General features: G+C 72.9%; 14 protein-coding genes. 4 read left to right on the top strand and 10 right to left on the bottom strand.

Annotation, left to right across the window (positions count from 1 at the left end; translation table 11 throughout):
* Positions 1-111: 111 nt before the first annotated feature.
* The 4 genes from recO to ACE3QY_RS10195 form a co-directional block, all read right to left on the bottom strand.
* Entirely contained in the window at positions 112-840 is a 729-nt protein-coding gene (gene recO, locus ACE3QY_RS10210) for a DNA repair protein RecO (protein ID WP_374455905.1), read from the bottom strand.
* A gap of 44 nt (positions 841-884) precedes the next feature.
* Positions 885-1751 carry an alpha/beta fold hydrolase gene (locus tag ACE3QY_RS10205; RefSeq protein WP_374455904.1) on the bottom strand — a complete coding sequence of 289 codons (867 nt, stop codon included), beginning with the start codon at positions 1749-1751 and terminating at the stop codon, positions 885-887.
* A 17-nt stretch (positions 1752-1768) separates the two neighbouring features.
* Positions 1769-3496, bottom strand: a complete 1728-nt coding sequence (gene leuA / locus ACE3QY_RS10200; RefSeq protein WP_374455903.1) for a 2-isopropylmalate synthase — start codon at positions 3494-3496, stop codon at positions 1769-1771.
* 176 nt (positions 3497-3672) lie between these two features.
* Positions 3673-4431, bottom strand: coding sequence for a class I SAM-dependent methyltransferase (locus ACE3QY_RS10195; protein WP_374455902.1), 759 nt, complete (start codon positions 4429-4431; stop codon positions 3673-3675).
* A 58-nt stretch (positions 4432-4489) separates the two neighbouring features.
* Here ACE3QY_RS10195 and ACE3QY_RS10190 point away from each other — a divergent pair, with 58 nt between their 5' ends.
* The 4 genes from ACE3QY_RS10190 to ACE3QY_RS10175 all read left to right on the top strand — a co-directional run bounded on the left by ACE3QY_RS10190 (position 4490) and on the right by ACE3QY_RS10175 (position 7941).
* The gene (locus tag ACE3QY_RS10190; protein WP_374455901.1) at positions 4490-4978 is read left to right on the top strand and encodes a flavodoxin family protein; all 489 of its coding nucleotides are present in this window, start codon (positions 4490-4492) and stop codon (positions 4976-4978) included.
* A gap of 2 nt (positions 4979-4980) precedes the next feature.
* Positions 4981-5793, top strand: coding sequence for a septum formation family protein (locus ACE3QY_RS10185; RefSeq protein ID WP_374455900.1), 813 nt, complete (start codon positions 4981-4983; stop codon positions 5791-5793).
* 109 nt (positions 5794-5902) lie between these two features.
* On the top strand, positions 5903-7156 hold the full coding sequence (locus ACE3QY_RS10180; RefSeq protein ID WP_374455899.1) for an MFS transporter: 1254 nt from the start codon (positions 5903-5905) through the stop codon (positions 7154-7156).
* Between the two features lie 23 nt (positions 7157-7179).
* Positions 7180-7941 (top strand): IclR family transcriptional regulator, encoded by a 762-nt coding sequence (locus tag ACE3QY_RS10175; protein ID WP_374455898.1) that lies wholly within the window; start codon positions 7180-7182, stop codon positions 7939-7941.
* A gap of 13 nt (positions 7942-7954) precedes the next feature.
* Here the strand turns inward: ACE3QY_RS10175 and era are convergent, their stop codons facing one another.
* The 6 genes from era to ACE3QY_RS10145 form a co-directional block, all read right to left on the bottom strand.
* Complete coding sequence (gene era / locus ACE3QY_RS10170) at positions 7955-9040, bottom strand: GTPase Era (protein WP_374455897.1); 1086 nt, start codon at positions 9038-9040, stop codon at positions 7955-7957.
* Positions 9033-9809, bottom strand: a complete 777-nt coding sequence (locus ACE3QY_RS10165; RefSeq protein ID WP_374455896.1) for a siderophore-interacting protein — start codon at positions 9807-9809, stop codon at positions 9033-9035. Before ACE3QY_RS10165 ends, era begins: the two co-directional genes overlap by 8 nt.
* Before the next feature lie 20 nt (positions 9810-9829).
* Positions 9830-11128 carry a class I SAM-dependent methyltransferase gene (locus tag ACE3QY_RS10160; protein WP_374455895.1) on the bottom strand — a complete coding sequence of 433 codons (1299 nt, stop codon included), beginning with the start codon at positions 11126-11128 and terminating at the stop codon, positions 9830-9832.
* The gene (locus tag ACE3QY_RS10155; protein ID WP_374455894.1) at positions 11125-12489 is read right to left on the bottom strand and encodes an FAD-binding oxidoreductase; all 1365 of its coding nucleotides are present in this window, start codon (positions 12487-12489) and stop codon (positions 11125-11127) included. The genes ACE3QY_RS10160 and ACE3QY_RS10155 overlap by 4 nt, the downstream gene beginning before the upstream one ends.
* 77 nt (positions 12490-12566) lie before the next feature.
* Positions 12567-12923, bottom strand: a complete 357-nt coding sequence (locus tag ACE3QY_RS10150; RefSeq protein ID WP_374455893.1) for a cytidine deaminase — start codon at positions 12921-12923, stop codon at positions 12567-12569.
* Complete coding sequence (locus ACE3QY_RS10145; protein WP_374455892.1) at positions 12920-13612, bottom strand: winged helix-turn-helix transcriptional regulator; 693 nt, start codon at positions 13610-13612, stop codon at positions 12920-12922. The genes ACE3QY_RS10150 and ACE3QY_RS10145 overlap by 4 nt, the downstream gene beginning before the upstream one ends.
* Positions 13613-13703 lie beyond the last annotated feature (91 nt).

Raw genomic sequence — 13703 nt, 5'->3', positions numbered from 1 at the left:
TCTCGTCGGTGCGGGCTCGTCGTTGCGGGCGGGCACGGTCGAGGTGCCCCCAGACGTGGAGACGCATCGCGGGCCGGTCTGGTTGCGCGGGGCACCGCCGGAGGTGGTGCGTCAGCGCTCGACGTACGCCATGGAGCGGAGGCCGCGCTCGAGGTGCCAGGCGAGGTACGCCGAGACGAGGCCGCTGGCCTCGCGGAGGTGGCGCGGGTCGGCCGCGTGCACGACCGGCCAGTCGCCGACGAGCAGGGCGCCGAGCACCCGGACCGTCTCCGGGGCGGGGGTGGCGGAGCCGGGGAGCTTGTCGGAGGCGCACATCACCCCGCCGGCCGACGGGTTGAAGAACCGGTGCGGACCCTCGACGCCGCACTGCACGCAGTGGTCGAACGAAGGCGCGTAGCCGGCGACCGACAGGGAGCGCAGGAGGTAGGAGTCGAGCACCTGCTTGGCGCCGTGCTCGCCGCCCGACATCGCCCGCAGCCCGCCGACGAGGAGCAGGAACTGCTGGACCGAGGGCTCCTTCTCCTCGGTCACCAGCCGCTCGGCGGTCTCGAGCATCACGGTGCCGGCGGTGTAGCGGTCGTAGTCGAGCCCGAGCCGCGCGTGGAACGGGTCGATGGTCTCGGCCTGGGTGATCACGTCGAGGCTCCGCCCCTCGGCGAGCTGCAGGTCGACGTGGGTGAACGGCTCGAGGCGGGAGCCCCAGCGCGACGTCGTACGCCGCACGCCCTTGGCCACCGCGCGCACGCGCCCGTGCTGACGGGTCAGCAGGGTGATGATCCGGTCGGCCTCGCCCAGCTTGTGGGTGCGCAGCACGACCGCCTCGTCGCGGTAGAGGGGCACGGGACCATTCTCCCCCACGGAGCCCGTTGGAGCCGGGTGCGGCGTCAGCGTTTCCGGGTGCGCGCGGCCTTGGGCGTGGTCGAGGCGGCCCAGCAGTCGAGGGCGAAGTCCGACGCGGCCTCGGTGAGTCGCTCGGGACGGAACCGCCACTCCAGGATCGAGGACGCCCGCTCGAAGCGCACGTGGGGCAGCTCGGCGGCCAGCATGTCGGCGTCGACGAAGGGGTGGATCGGGTCGATCGGGTGGCCGACGACCAGGGCGTGGGCCTGGATCTGCCGGCGCAGCCGGGAGGACGGGGCGAGCCGGCCGAAGATCACGCCGTGCAGCACGGAGGCGATGGAGTCGGCCCGGTGGTCGACGGTGTCGAGCCCGACGCCCGCCCAGAACGGCACGATCCCGCGCGGCACCGAGCGGGAGAGCTTCTGGAGCGAGTTGGCCGTGAAGGGCAGGTAGCGCGCCGCGAGCATGATCGGGACGAAGGCGAGGATGCCGGCGACCAGCGCGTTGTTGAGCACCGGCATCTCCACGATCAGCCCCTTGACCCGCTCCGGCGCGATGACCGCGACCTCCAGCGAGACGTTGGCACCCAGCGACGTGCCGCCGATGACGGCCTGCTCGGCGCCGAGGTGGTCGAGCAGCGCGACGACCTGGCGTCCGAACGCCGTCATCGAGTAGACGAGCGGGTCGGCGGGCTGGTCCGAGCGACCGTGGCCGAGCAGGTCGAGCGTGACCACGTGCAGGCCCTGCGCCGCCATCGCTCGCGCGAGCGGCTGCTGCATCCGGCGCGGCATCAGCAGGCCGTGCAGCAGCACGACCCACTGGTCGCCGGAGCCGTACTCGGTGTACTCCAGCCGGTCGCGCCCGCCGTCGGACTCGAAGAAGAACTGCCCGATCCGCTCGCTCACCAGCATGTCCGCGAACCTACCGCTCAGGCGCGGTTGACGGCGCTGATCACGGCCTTCAGCGAGGCGGTGACGATGTTGGCGTCGAGCCCCACGCCCCAGAGCACCTTCTCGCCGACGGCGCACTCGACGTAGGCGGCGGCGATGGCGTCGCCACCGGCCGACAGCGCGTGCTCGGCGTAGTCGAGGACGCGTACGTCGAACCCGACCGCGGAGACGGCGTCGACGAACGCGGCGATCGGGCCGTTGCCCTGCCCGGTCAGCTCGTGGCGCTCGCCGTCGACGTAGACCCCGACGGTGAGCTGGTCCTTCTCCCCCGCGGCACTGGAGGTGTGCACGGAGTTGAGCTTGAGCGGGGCCTCGCGGTCGAGGTACTCGGCGCGGAAGACCGACCAGATCTCCTCGGGCGTGATCTCGCCGCCCTCGGTGTCGGTGTGCTGCTGCACGACGCGGCTGAACTCGATCTGCGCACGGCGCGGCAGGTCGAGCTTGTGCTCGGACTTCAGGACGTAGGCCACGCCGCCCTTGCCGGACTGGCTGTTGACCCGGATCACGGCCTCGTAGGTGCGGCCGACGTCCTTGGGGTCGATCGGGAGGTACGGCGCCTCCCACGGCAGCTCCCCGACCTCGACCCCCAGCGCGGCCGCCTTCTTGTCGAGGTCCTCCAGGCCCTTCTTGATGGCGTCCTGGTGGGAGCCGGAGAAGGCGGTGTAGACGAGGTCGCCGGCGTAGGGGTGGCGCGGGTGGACCGGCAGGTTGGTGCAGTACTCGACGGTGCGGCGGACCTCGTCGATGTCGCCGAAGTCGATCTGCGGGTCGATGCCCTGGCTGAAGAGGTTCATGCCCAGGGTGACCAGGTCGACGTTGCCGGTGCGCTCGCCGTGGCCGAACAGGCAGCCCTCGACGCGGTCGGCGCCGGCCATCAGGGCCAGCTCGGTCGCCGCGACCGCGGTGCCGCGGTCGTTGTGCGGGTGCAGGCTGATCGCGGAGTGCTCGCGGCGGGTCAGGCCGCGGCCGAAGTACTCGATCTGGTCGGCGTAGGTGTTGGGCGTCGACATCTCGACGGTGGCGGGCAGGTTGAGGATGATCTCGCGGCCGGCCTCGGGCTGCCACACGTCGGAGACGGCCTCGCACACGCTGAGCGCGAAGTCGGTGTCGGACTGGGTGAAGATCTCGGGGCTGTACTGGTAGCCGAAGTCCTGGCTGCCGACGATGCCGCCCAGCCGCTCCTCGGCGTACTTCATCACCATCTCGGTGCCACGGACCGCGATGTTGCGGCACTCGTCGGGGGTGACGTTGAAGACGACCCGCTGGAAGAGCGGCGCGGTCGCGTTGTAGAGGTGGATCGTGGCCCGCGGCGCGCCGACCAGCGAGTCGACGGTGCGCTCGATCAGGTCCTCGCGGGCCTGCGTCAGCACCGAGATCTGTACGTCGTCGGGGATCCGGTCCTCCTCGACGAGCTTGCGGACGAAGTCGAAGTCGGTCTGGCTGGCGCTCGGGAAGCCGACCTCGATCTCCTTGTAACCCATCGAGACCAGCAGCTCGAACATGGTGAGCTTGCGGGCCGGGGTCATCGGGTCGATGAGCGCCTGGTTGCCGTCGCGCAGGTCGGTGGAGAGCCAGCGCGGCGCCTTCTCGACCTTCTTCGTCGGCCACGTGCGGTCGGGCACGTCGACGGGCACGAACGGCGTGTAGCGGGCGAACGGCATCGGGCTGGAGCCCTGCTGGTTCGCGGTGTTGCTCAGGTTGGTCATGGTCTACCTCGGTGTCGGTCGGGCTGGGCGACCGGCGCGCGCCACTCTCCGCAACGAGGGGGCCGGATCTAGGCCTCGTTGCGGCAGCGAAGGAGGAGGCTGCGCATCATGACCCGACCAGAGTAGCCCGCGTCCCCCCGAGGTGTCCCCCGTCTCCCGCTGGATGAGACGGGACCTCAGGCCCGACCGCGCCCGGCCCAGGCCACCGCGGTGAGGTCGAACGGGCCGTCGCCGAGGTGGCGGCGCAGGGCCTGCTCGACGCGCTGTCGACGGTCCGGGTCGAGGGAGGCGACGGCCTCGCCGGCCGGGCCCACCCCGTGCAGGTAGGGCTGCCACCACTCCTCGAAGGTCGGGTGGGTGACCGTCACCGCGAGCTCGGTGACCTCGACGTCGCGCAGCGCCGCGCCCTCGAGGATCGAGCGGAGGCTCTCGCGCGAGCCGCCCTGGAAGTCGGTCTCGTCGGGCTGCTCGGGCGCGACCTCGGCGAAGGCGGTCCACAGCGGTGCCATGGGGGCGCGTGAACCGGCGAGGTCCCAGACCGTGGCGCCCACCCAGCCGCCCTCGCGCGTCACCCGCTTCATCTCGGACAGGCCGCCGACCGGGTCGGTCATGAAGTGGACCACCAGGCAAGCGCCCGTGACGTCGAAGGAGGCGTCGTCCCACGGCAGCGACTCCGCGGCCCCCTGCTGCACGTCGACGCCCGGGAACCTCGACCGGCACGCCTCCACGAACGGCGCCGAGGGGTCGATGCCGGCGACCCGGTCGGCGCCGAGCCGGGCGACCAGCGGCTGGGTGAGCGCTCCGGGCCCGCACCCGACGTCGAGCGCACGCTGGCCCGCAGCCACCTCGAGCAGGTCGGCGAACCTGGCCGCCAGGGGCTTGGAGTAGCGCCCCATGAAGCGGTCGTAGGCGTCGCCCGCCACGTCGAACGTCACGTCGTCACGGTACGCCGTTCGGCACCGCGCGACGAGGCCCGATGGGTAGCCTCGACGCATGCCCCGGCTGCTGGTCGTCCACCACTCCCCGACGCCGTCGGTCCGGTCGCTGACCGATGCCGTGGTGGCCGGGGCGTCGGACGACGCGATCGAGGGCGTCGAGGTGGTCGTGCGCCCCGCCCTCGAGGCCGACGCCGACGACGTGCTGGGCGCCGACGGCTACCTGCTCGGCACCACCGCGAACTTCGGCTACATGAGCGGCGCCCTCAAGCACTTCTTCGACACCATCTTCCTGCAGGCCGGCGGCGCCCTCACCGACGACGGGTCCGCCGCGTCGGCCGATGGCGGCAAGCGACCCTTCGGGCTCTACGTCCACGGCCGCTACGACACGACCGGCGCGGTGCGCTCCGTGCAGTCGATCGTGGGTGCGCTGCCCTGGCGCCAGGCCGCGCCGGTGCTGGAGGTGCTGGGCGACGTCGGCACGACGGAGCAGGAGTCGGCGTACGAGCTGGGCGGGACGCTCGCAGCTCTGCTGATGGAGGGGTGAGCGTGCTCCGCACGGTAGTCGCCGCCCTCGGCATGGTCCTGGTGCTGGCCGGGTGCACCTCCGGCGGCTCCGACCCCGACGCGGACCCACCGTCCTCCTCCCCCACCACGACCGAGACCACGCCGCCCGACCCCGGTCCGCGGCCGAAGGTCGGCGAGTGCCACGCCCTGTCCTTCCGGCAGGCCCTGTCGGTGGTCGGTGGCACGAAGCCGGTCGCCTGCCGGAAGGGTCACACGGCGGAGACGTTCCTGGTGGGCCGGCTCGAGCTGGCCACCAAGGCCGGGAAGATGCGACGCGTGGACTCGCGGGCCGCCCAGCGCCAGGCTCGCGCCGCGTGCACCTCGCGCCTGCCCCGCCACCTCGCCCGCACGCCGCGCGAGCTGCGGCTCAGCATGGCGCAGGCGGTGTGGTTCACGCCGAGCCCCGCGCGCGCCGAGGCGGGGGCGGACTGGTTCCGCTGCGACGTCGTCGTGGTGGCCTCGGAGAAGAAGCTGCTGCGCCTGCCCCGGCGGACGAAGGGCTGGGGCGACGCGGCGGCCATCGCGATGTGCGCCACCGCGGCGCCCGGCACCCCGGGGTTCAGGCGGGTGACGTGCGGCGCGAGGCACTCCTGGGTCGCGGTGGCGACCGTCGACATCCCCGGCAGGAAGCTGCCCGCGCGTGACGCGATCGCCGACCGCATGGAGTCGCCGTGCCGCGACGCCGCACGCTCGCGGGCCGGCGACCCCCTCGACTTCAGCTGGTCGCAGGAGATCCCGACCGCCGGGCAGTGGGACGCCGGGCGGCGCTACGGCATCTGCTGGGTCCCCGCCTGACGCTTCCGCTGGACGGAAGGTCCCGGTCGGTCCGGGGGCGTGACGGCTGTCACGGTGTGGTGGCTCGGCCGGTGCGCCGCTCGGCGCCGGCACCTCGGAAGGAGCACGCATGTCCACCCCCTCGTCGACCGCCCCGTCGGTCCCCACGACGACCACGTCCTCGGCCTGGCCGGTCGCCCTCTGCTGGCTCGCCGTGGCCCTCGACGGCTTCGACCTCGTCGTGCTCGGGGCCGTCATCCCGACCCTGATCGACACCGGCGCCCTCGGCTTCACGGCCTCGTCGGCCACCACCGCGGCCACCCTGGGCCTCGTCGGGGTCGGCATCGGCGCCGTCGCGATCGGCCCGCTCACGGACCGCTTCGGCCGGCGCCGCAGCCTGATCGGCTGCGTCGCCTGGTTCTCGCTGCTCACCCTCGCGGTGCCGCTGGCGCAGGACGTCACCCAGTTCACCCTGCTCCGCTTCCTCGCCGGCCTCGGCCTCGGCGCGTGCCTGCCCACGGCGCTCGCCTTCATGAGCGAGCACGCTCCCAGCGAGCGCCGCTCCTCGGCCGTGACGCGCACGATGACCGGCTACCACGTCGGCGCCGTGCTCACGGCCCTCCTCGCGCTGTGGCTGGTGGAGGACCACGGCTGGGAGTCGATGTTCGTGGTCGGCGGCGTCGTCGGCCTGCTCACCGTGCCGCTGCTGTGGGCCCGCCTGCCCGAGTCGACGGCGTACCTCCGGGCGGTCGAGGCGCGCGACGCCGGCACCGCCCCGGTCACGCGGAGCTCCGAGGTCGTGCGCGGTCGCTACCTCCGGGTGAGCATCGGCCTCTGGGTCGCGTCGTTCTGCGGGCTGCTGCTGGTCTACGGCCTCAACACCTGGCTGCCCACCATCATGGGCGAGGCCGGCTACTCGATCGAGGGGGGCATCGGCCTGCTGCTCGCCCTCAACGTGGGCGCCGCGATCGGGCTGCTCGTCGCCGGCGGGGTGTCCGACGCGCGGGGCAACAAGCCGACCGCGGTGCTGTGGTTCGTGCTGGCGGCGGTCTTCCTCGCCCTCCTGTCGATCAAGCTGGAGAGCACGGCCCTGGTGTACGCCGCGGTGCTGCTGGCCGGCATCTTCGTCTTCAGCGCCCAGGTGCTGGTCTACGCGTTCGTCGGTCACCTCTACCCGCCGGAGATCCGCGGCACGGCGCTCGGCATGGCCGCCGGGGTCGGCCGGGTCGGCGCCATCGTCGGCCCGTCGCTCGGCGGCGCCCTGGTGACCGCCGGGATCGCCTACCCGTGGGGCTTCTACGCCTTCGCGATCACCGCGGTGCTGGCCGTCGGCGCGCTCGCCACGGTGCCCGCGCACCTCCGGGAGGAGGCTTCCGCCCAGTAGAAGCGGGTGCGAGACTGCCGCGCATGGCCGGCAACACCGGCGCCCCGGGCGCCTCCGTCACCAGCCGCGCGCTCGCGCTCGTCGGCGCCTTCGACGAGGACCACCGGCGCCTGACGCTCACCGCCCTGGCCGACCGGGCCGGACTGCCGGTGCCGACCGCGCACCGGCTGGTCGCCGAGCTCGTGGAGTGGGGTGCGCTGGCCCGCACCGGGTCCGGCGACTACGTCATCGGGCGACGGCTGTGGGACGTCGGCCTGCTCGCTCCCCTGCAGGCCGGGCTGGTCGAGCTCGCCTCGCCCTACCTCCACGACCTCTACGGCGCCACCCACGCGACGGTGCACCTCGCGGTGCGCGACGGCGTCGAGGTGCTCTACCTCGACCGGCTGCGCGGCAGCGACTCCGTGCCCGTGGTCAGCACCGTCGGGTCGCGCCTGCCGATGCACGCGACCGGGGTCGGGAAGGTGCTGCTGGCGCACGCGCCGCTCGAGGTGCAGCAGGAGGTGCTGGCCGACCTGCCGCGCGTGACGCCGTACACCGTCACCCAGCCCGGGCGGCTGCGCCGCCAGCTCGCCCACGTGCTCCGCGACGACCACGCGACCACGAGCGAGGAGATGAGCCTCGGCGCCTGCTCGGTCGCGGTGCCCGTACGCCGCGGGGGCGAGGTCGTCGCCGCGCTCGGCCTGGTGGTGCCCTCGCTCAGGAACGACCGGCAGCGCTTGGTCGCGGCGCTCCAGGTGGCCGCCCGCGGCGTCGGCCGCGCGCTGGACGCCGCCCGCTCCGTGTAGCCGCCGACCGGGCTCAGAAGCCGAGCTTGCGGAGCTGGCGCGGGTCGCGCTGCCAGTCCTTGGCGATCTTGACCTGGAGGTCGAGGTAGACCGGCGTGCCGAGCAGCGCCTCGATCTGCGTGCGGGCGGCCGTGCCGACCGCGCGCAGCCGCGAGCCCTTGTGGCCGATCATGATCCCCTTCTGGGAGTCGCGCTCGACGTAGAGGTTGGCCACGATGTCGAGCAGCGGCTTGTCGTCGGGACGGCCCTCGCGCAGGCCCATCTCCTCGACCACCACGGCGATGGAGTGCGGCAGCTCGTCGCGCACCCCCTCCAGCGCGGCCTCGCGGATCAGGTCGGCGGCCAGCGCCTCCTCCGGTGCGTCCGTGAGGTCGCCGTCGGGGTAGAGCGGCGGGCCCTCGGGCATCAGCCCGACCAGCAGGTCGGCGAGCAGGTCGACCTGGTCACCCGACTTCGCCGACACCGGCACGATCTCGGCCCACGCCGTCCCGGTCTCCTCGCCGAGCGCGGCGATGTCCATCAGGTGGGTGGCCAGCTGCTCGGGCGTCACCAGGTCGGTCTTGGTGGCCACCGCGATCCGGGTGGTGCGCCGCACCTTGGCCAGCTCGGTGACCAGGAAGCGGTCACCCGGCCCGATCTTCTCGTTGGCCGGGAAGCACACGGCCACCACGTCGACCTCGGCCCACGTCGTCCGGACGAGGTCGTTGAGCCGCTCGCCGAGCAGCGTGCGGGGGCGGTGCAGGCCGGGGGTGTCGACCAGGATCAGCTGGGCGTCGTCGCGGTGCACGATGCCGCGCACCACGTTGCGGGTGGTCTGCGGCTTGGAGGAGGTGATGACGATCTTCTGGCCGACGAGGGCGTTGGTCAGCGTGGACTTGCCGGCGTTCGGGCGGCCGACGAAGGAGGCGAAGCCGCTCCGGAAGCCCTCGGGGGCCTGGTAGAACGCGCCCGCTGGCGCGACCCCGGACAGGTCGAAGTCGTCGTCGAGGTCGTCGTCCTCGAAGTCGTCGTCCTCGTCGTCGTCGTCCTCGTCGTCGGTGAGGTCGAGGTCGTCCTCCAGCTGGTCCTCGTGCTCGTGCTGGTCCTCGTGCTCAGCCATCGCTCGCCTCCCGCGCCGCGTCGTACTCCGCCCAGATCTGCTCGTCACTCTTCCCTGCCGCCTTGCCGGCGCGCCAGATGGGGCCGGGGTCGACGGCGCGCGGCTGCCGGGCGGCGGTGGCGCGCCAGTAGCCCATCACGTCGTAGTGGCTGGTCGGGAGCTTCACCTCGCGCATCAGGTGCTTGCGGATCGCGCGCATCTGCGCGGACTCCCCCGCCATCCAGAAGTAGCCCTCCCCGGCCGGCCAGTCGATGCCCTCGACGACCTCGGCGAGCGCGCTCTGCCCGGGCGCCGGCGGCGCGAGCCAGGTGACCTGCGCGGTGTCGGGGAGGTAGCCGGACAGGTCGTCGGGCACCTCCGCCAGGACGTACGTCGGCAGGTCGGGGTGGGTCTCGGTGATCCGGGCGATCGCCGGCATCGCGGTCAGGTCGCCGACGAGCAGCAGCCAGCCGGCGCCGGGCGGCGGGGCGAACGACGCCTTGGGCTCGGTGATCGTCACCGTGTCGCCGATGCAGTCACGCATCGCCCACTCGGTCACCAGCCCCACGTCGTGCACCACCACGTCGAGGGTCAGCTCGCCGGGCCGGTGCGCCCGCACGGTGTAGTAGCGGCTCTGGAACTGCCCGGGCACGACCAGGCCGACCCACTCGTCGGGCACGCCGGTGCTCTCGAAGCCGTCGATCCCGTCGAGCACCAGCCTGACGAGGTGGTCGGTCAGCGGCTCACGTCGCGCGACGCGCGCCTGGAACTGTGCTGCCCGGGTGCTCACGGGGTCACGCTATCGAGCGCTCACCAGTCGGGTCGCATCGGGAAGTCGGAGCGCCCGCCCGGGTGGTTGCGGGTGGCGAGCACGTGGTGCAGCTCGACCTCGTCGCGCTCGAAGCCGATCCGCGAGCCGGCGATGTAGAGGCCCCACACCCGCGCGGTGCCCTCCCCCACCTCGGCGACGCACTCGTCCCAGTTGTCGACGAGGTTGCGGTTCCAGTCGCGCAGCGTGGCGGCGTAGTGCAGCCGGATGTTCTCGCTGTGCTGCACCTCCAGGCCGGCGTCCTGGGCCGCGGTGATGATCGTGCCGGAGCCGATCAGCTCCCCGTCGGGGAAGACGTAGCGGTCGATGAAGGCGCCGGTCTCCTGGCGGCGGTTGTGCGGCCGTGTGATGCAGTGGTTGAGCAGCCGGCCGCCGGGCTTGAGCCGGTCGCGCAGCTGCGCGAAGTACGACGGGTAGTTGCGCACGCCGATGTGCTCGGTCAGGCCGATCGAGCTCACCGCGTCGAAGCCGTTCTCGACCACGTCGCGGTAGTCCATGTGGCGCACCTCGGCGAGGTCGCCGAGGCCCTCGCGGTCGATGGCCTCCTTGGCCCACTGGGCCTGCTCGAGCGAGAGCGTCACGCCCAGCGCCTTGACGCCGTACTCACGCGCGGCGTGGCGGACCATCGTGCCCCAGCCACAGCCGACGTCGAGGAGCCGCTGGCCGGGCTGGAGGTCGAGCTTGCGGCAGACCAGGTCGAACTTGGCCGCCTGCGCCTCCTCGAGCGTGACCTCCGGGGTCTCGTAGAGAGCGCAGGTGTAGGCCATCGAGGGGCCGAGCACCATCTCGTAGAAGCGGTTGGAGACGTCGTAGTGGTGCGAGATCACGTCGGCGTCGCGCGTCATCGAGTGTCGCAGCCCCTCGACGGCCCGGCGCCAGCGCGGCAGGTGCTCCTGCGGCGGCGGGGCCGGCGGACGGAGGTTCTGCAGGCCGAGGCTGCGTGCGATGTGCACGGCCTCGTTCGGCGACGGCACCCGGAACTTGGTGTGGTCCTTGAGCAGCACCATCGCGTCGTAGGGGTCGCCGGGGTGCACGCCGGTGAGGTCGAGGTCCCCGCTGACGTAGGCGCGGGCCATGCCGAGGTCACCGGGCGCGGTCATCAGGTAGGCCAGCCCGCGCTCGGTGCGGAGGTCCATCCCGAACGGCGCGTCGGGAGGGCCGGCGCTGCTCCCGTCGTACGCCGTGAAGCGCACGGGCAGCCCGCCGCGTACGAGCCGGTCCATCGCGTCGCCGATGGACATCCGTGCCGGCACCCGGCTCCCCCCGGAGATCAGGCTCATCGTCGTCCCACCACCTTGTCGTAGAGATCGGTCAATCGGTCGTCGGGGTCGTGCACCGCCTTGACGCGGGCCAGGTGGGCGCCGTCGTAGAGGCGGTCGAACTCCGCGCGCTCGTAGAACGCCTCGGAGTAGAGGCTCTTGTGGCCGCCGAGCTCGGTGACCTTCGCCTCGATCGCGCGGTTGCGCGGGGAGCTGGGTGCGTCGGGCCCGACGTTGACCACGCCCCAGAAGCCCACGTTGACGTAGGTCGTGCCGCTGGTGAGCGGGTAGCCCGGCCACGGGCGGTCCTCGCCCTCGGACCGCAGGCGGAGCGGGCACAGCCACACCGGGCGCATGCCGACCTCGCGGTCGAACCAGTCGAGGAACTCCGCGAGCCGTCCCACCGGGATCTCCACGTCCTGCACGACGCGCTCGCCCTGCGGTCGGCCGGCGCGGCGGTCGAGCCGGTCGCCGATCCCGAAGCGGCGGTCGAGCGCGACGAGCTTCCAGTAGACGTCGGAGCGGCGCAGGCGGCGTGGCCACACCCGGCGGACGAGCGGGTGCTGGGCGCCGAAGGCGCGCGAGCACCAGAACCAGTCGGTGTCCCAGCGCCAGAGGTAGTCGTGGACGGTGAGCCGGTCGATCGGCCGCTGCTGGAGCGAGCGGTAGAAGACCTGCTGCCCGGTGTAGTCGCTGGTCGGGCCGGGCTCGTCGGTCCAGCGGGCGAGGGTCAGGTAGAGCTCGTCGGGCGCGAACGCGACGCCGTCGAGCCCGTCGACGCGCTCGCCCGCCCACGCGCGCTCGTCGACGATGCGGGCGACGGCCTCCGCGAGCGCGGTCGCGTCGTCGAAGCGCACGTGCCGGAGCGCGACGTACGCCGGCACCGGCTCGAGCTCGATGCGCAGCCGGGTGGCGTAGCCGAGGGAGCCGTAGGAGTTGGGGAAGGCGTCGAAGAGGTCGTCGCCCGGCTTGGTCGTCACGATCTCGCCGGAGCCCGTCACCACGTCCATCTCCAGGACCGACTCGTGCGGCAGGCCGTTGCGGAAGCTCGTCGACTCGATGCCCAGGCCGCTGACCGCGCCGCCCAGGGTGATCGTCTTCAGCTGGGGCACCACCAGGGGGATCCGGTCGTGGGCGAGCGTCGCCTCGACGAGGTGCTCGTAGGTGCACATGCCCTGGACCTCGGCGACGTCACCGTCGACCTCGATCACGCCCTGCAGGCCGCTCACGTCGAGGCCCGTGCCGGGCTCGGGACGCCCGCGGAAGAGGTTGCTGGTGCGCTTGGCCAGCCGGACCGGCGCGTCCGGCGGCAGCGCGGCGTAGGACTCCCGGAGCCTGCGCACGCCGCGCTCGTGCTCCTCCCACCCCAAAGGCTGTGCCACGCCGTCACGCTAGCGCGAGGCGGGCGCCTGTCGCGAGTGCGTTGTGAACGGCGTCACACGCGGTCGTCGCGCGTACGTCAGTGAGGTGCGTGGGTGGTCGAGCGGGTGTGGATCCGACCGGCCGGGTCGCCCACCAGGACCGGGACCCCCGCGCCGGCGAAGTCGCTCGCCGCCTGGACGTCGGTGAGGTCGCCGTCGGTCAGCACGACCGCGGCCTCGAGCCCGGTCGAGCCCGACGAGATGGCCATCGCGACACAGACCTCCAGGGCCGACAGGCGCAGGTGCGGGAGGCGGATGCTCGCGGCGGCGTACGTCCGTCCGTCGAGGTCGCGGACCGCCGCGCCCTCGCGCGACCGGGCTCGTGCTCGCGTCGCCCGCGCGAGGGTCACCAGCTTGGCGTCCTCGGGGCCCAGGTCCGCCGACAGGTCGTTCATGGCGCCAGCCTAGTGAGGGGGCGCGGCACGCCGGCGAAGGGCGAGAGCAGGAACCACCCCGGCAGGTCCGCGGCCACGTCCCGGCCCGCCAGGACGCGCATCGATCCGTCGCCGCGCGCGGCACTCCACGGCTTGTCGCCGCGCCACACCTCGGTGAGGGTGCGCAGCGAGGTCTGCACGACAGCGACCGGCTCGTCGCCCGGGTCGTCGTCGCACACGTCCACGTCGTCCCGGGACAGGACCAGCCACCAGCGGGCCAGCTTGGGGTCGACGTCGTCGAACTCGAAGGCCACGACCGTGCGCCCGGGCGGCACCCGGTCGTGGTCGACGTTGCGGTGCATGTCCCACAGCAGCAGCTTGGGGTCCAGGTCAGGGTCGGCGAGGTCGGGGATCCAGCGCGTGCCCCACGTGCCGAGCGCCATCACCACCGGCCGCAGCTCCTCCCCCGCCTCGGTCAGCCGGTAGCGCACCTCGCCATCGGACTCCTCGCGCGTGATGACGCCGGCGCGGACCAGCTGCTGGAGCCGCCGCGACAGCAGCGTCGGCGACATCCTCGGCAGGCCACGGCGCAGCTGGTTGAAGTGCTCGCTGCCGATGACCAGCTCACGGACCACGAGCAGCGTCCACCGCTCGTCGAGCAGCTCCATCGCCTTCGCGACAGGGCAGAACTGGCTGTAGCTGGCTCCCATGGCGGCACGTTACGCCGCCCCGGAGGGGGTGGTACAGATCGTGCACTCGTCGCTGGTCGCCGCCGTTCCTAGCGTTGACGGGACACGACAA

Source organism: Nocardioides sp. (assembly GCF_041913365.1).
In the GTDB taxonomy this organism is placed as follows: Bacteria; Actinomycetota; Actinomycetes; order Propionibacteriales; family Nocardioidaceae; genus Nocardioides.
The sequence above is the reverse complement of the archived record's forward strand: the minus strand, read 5'-3'. Positions and strand labels throughout refer to the sequence as shown.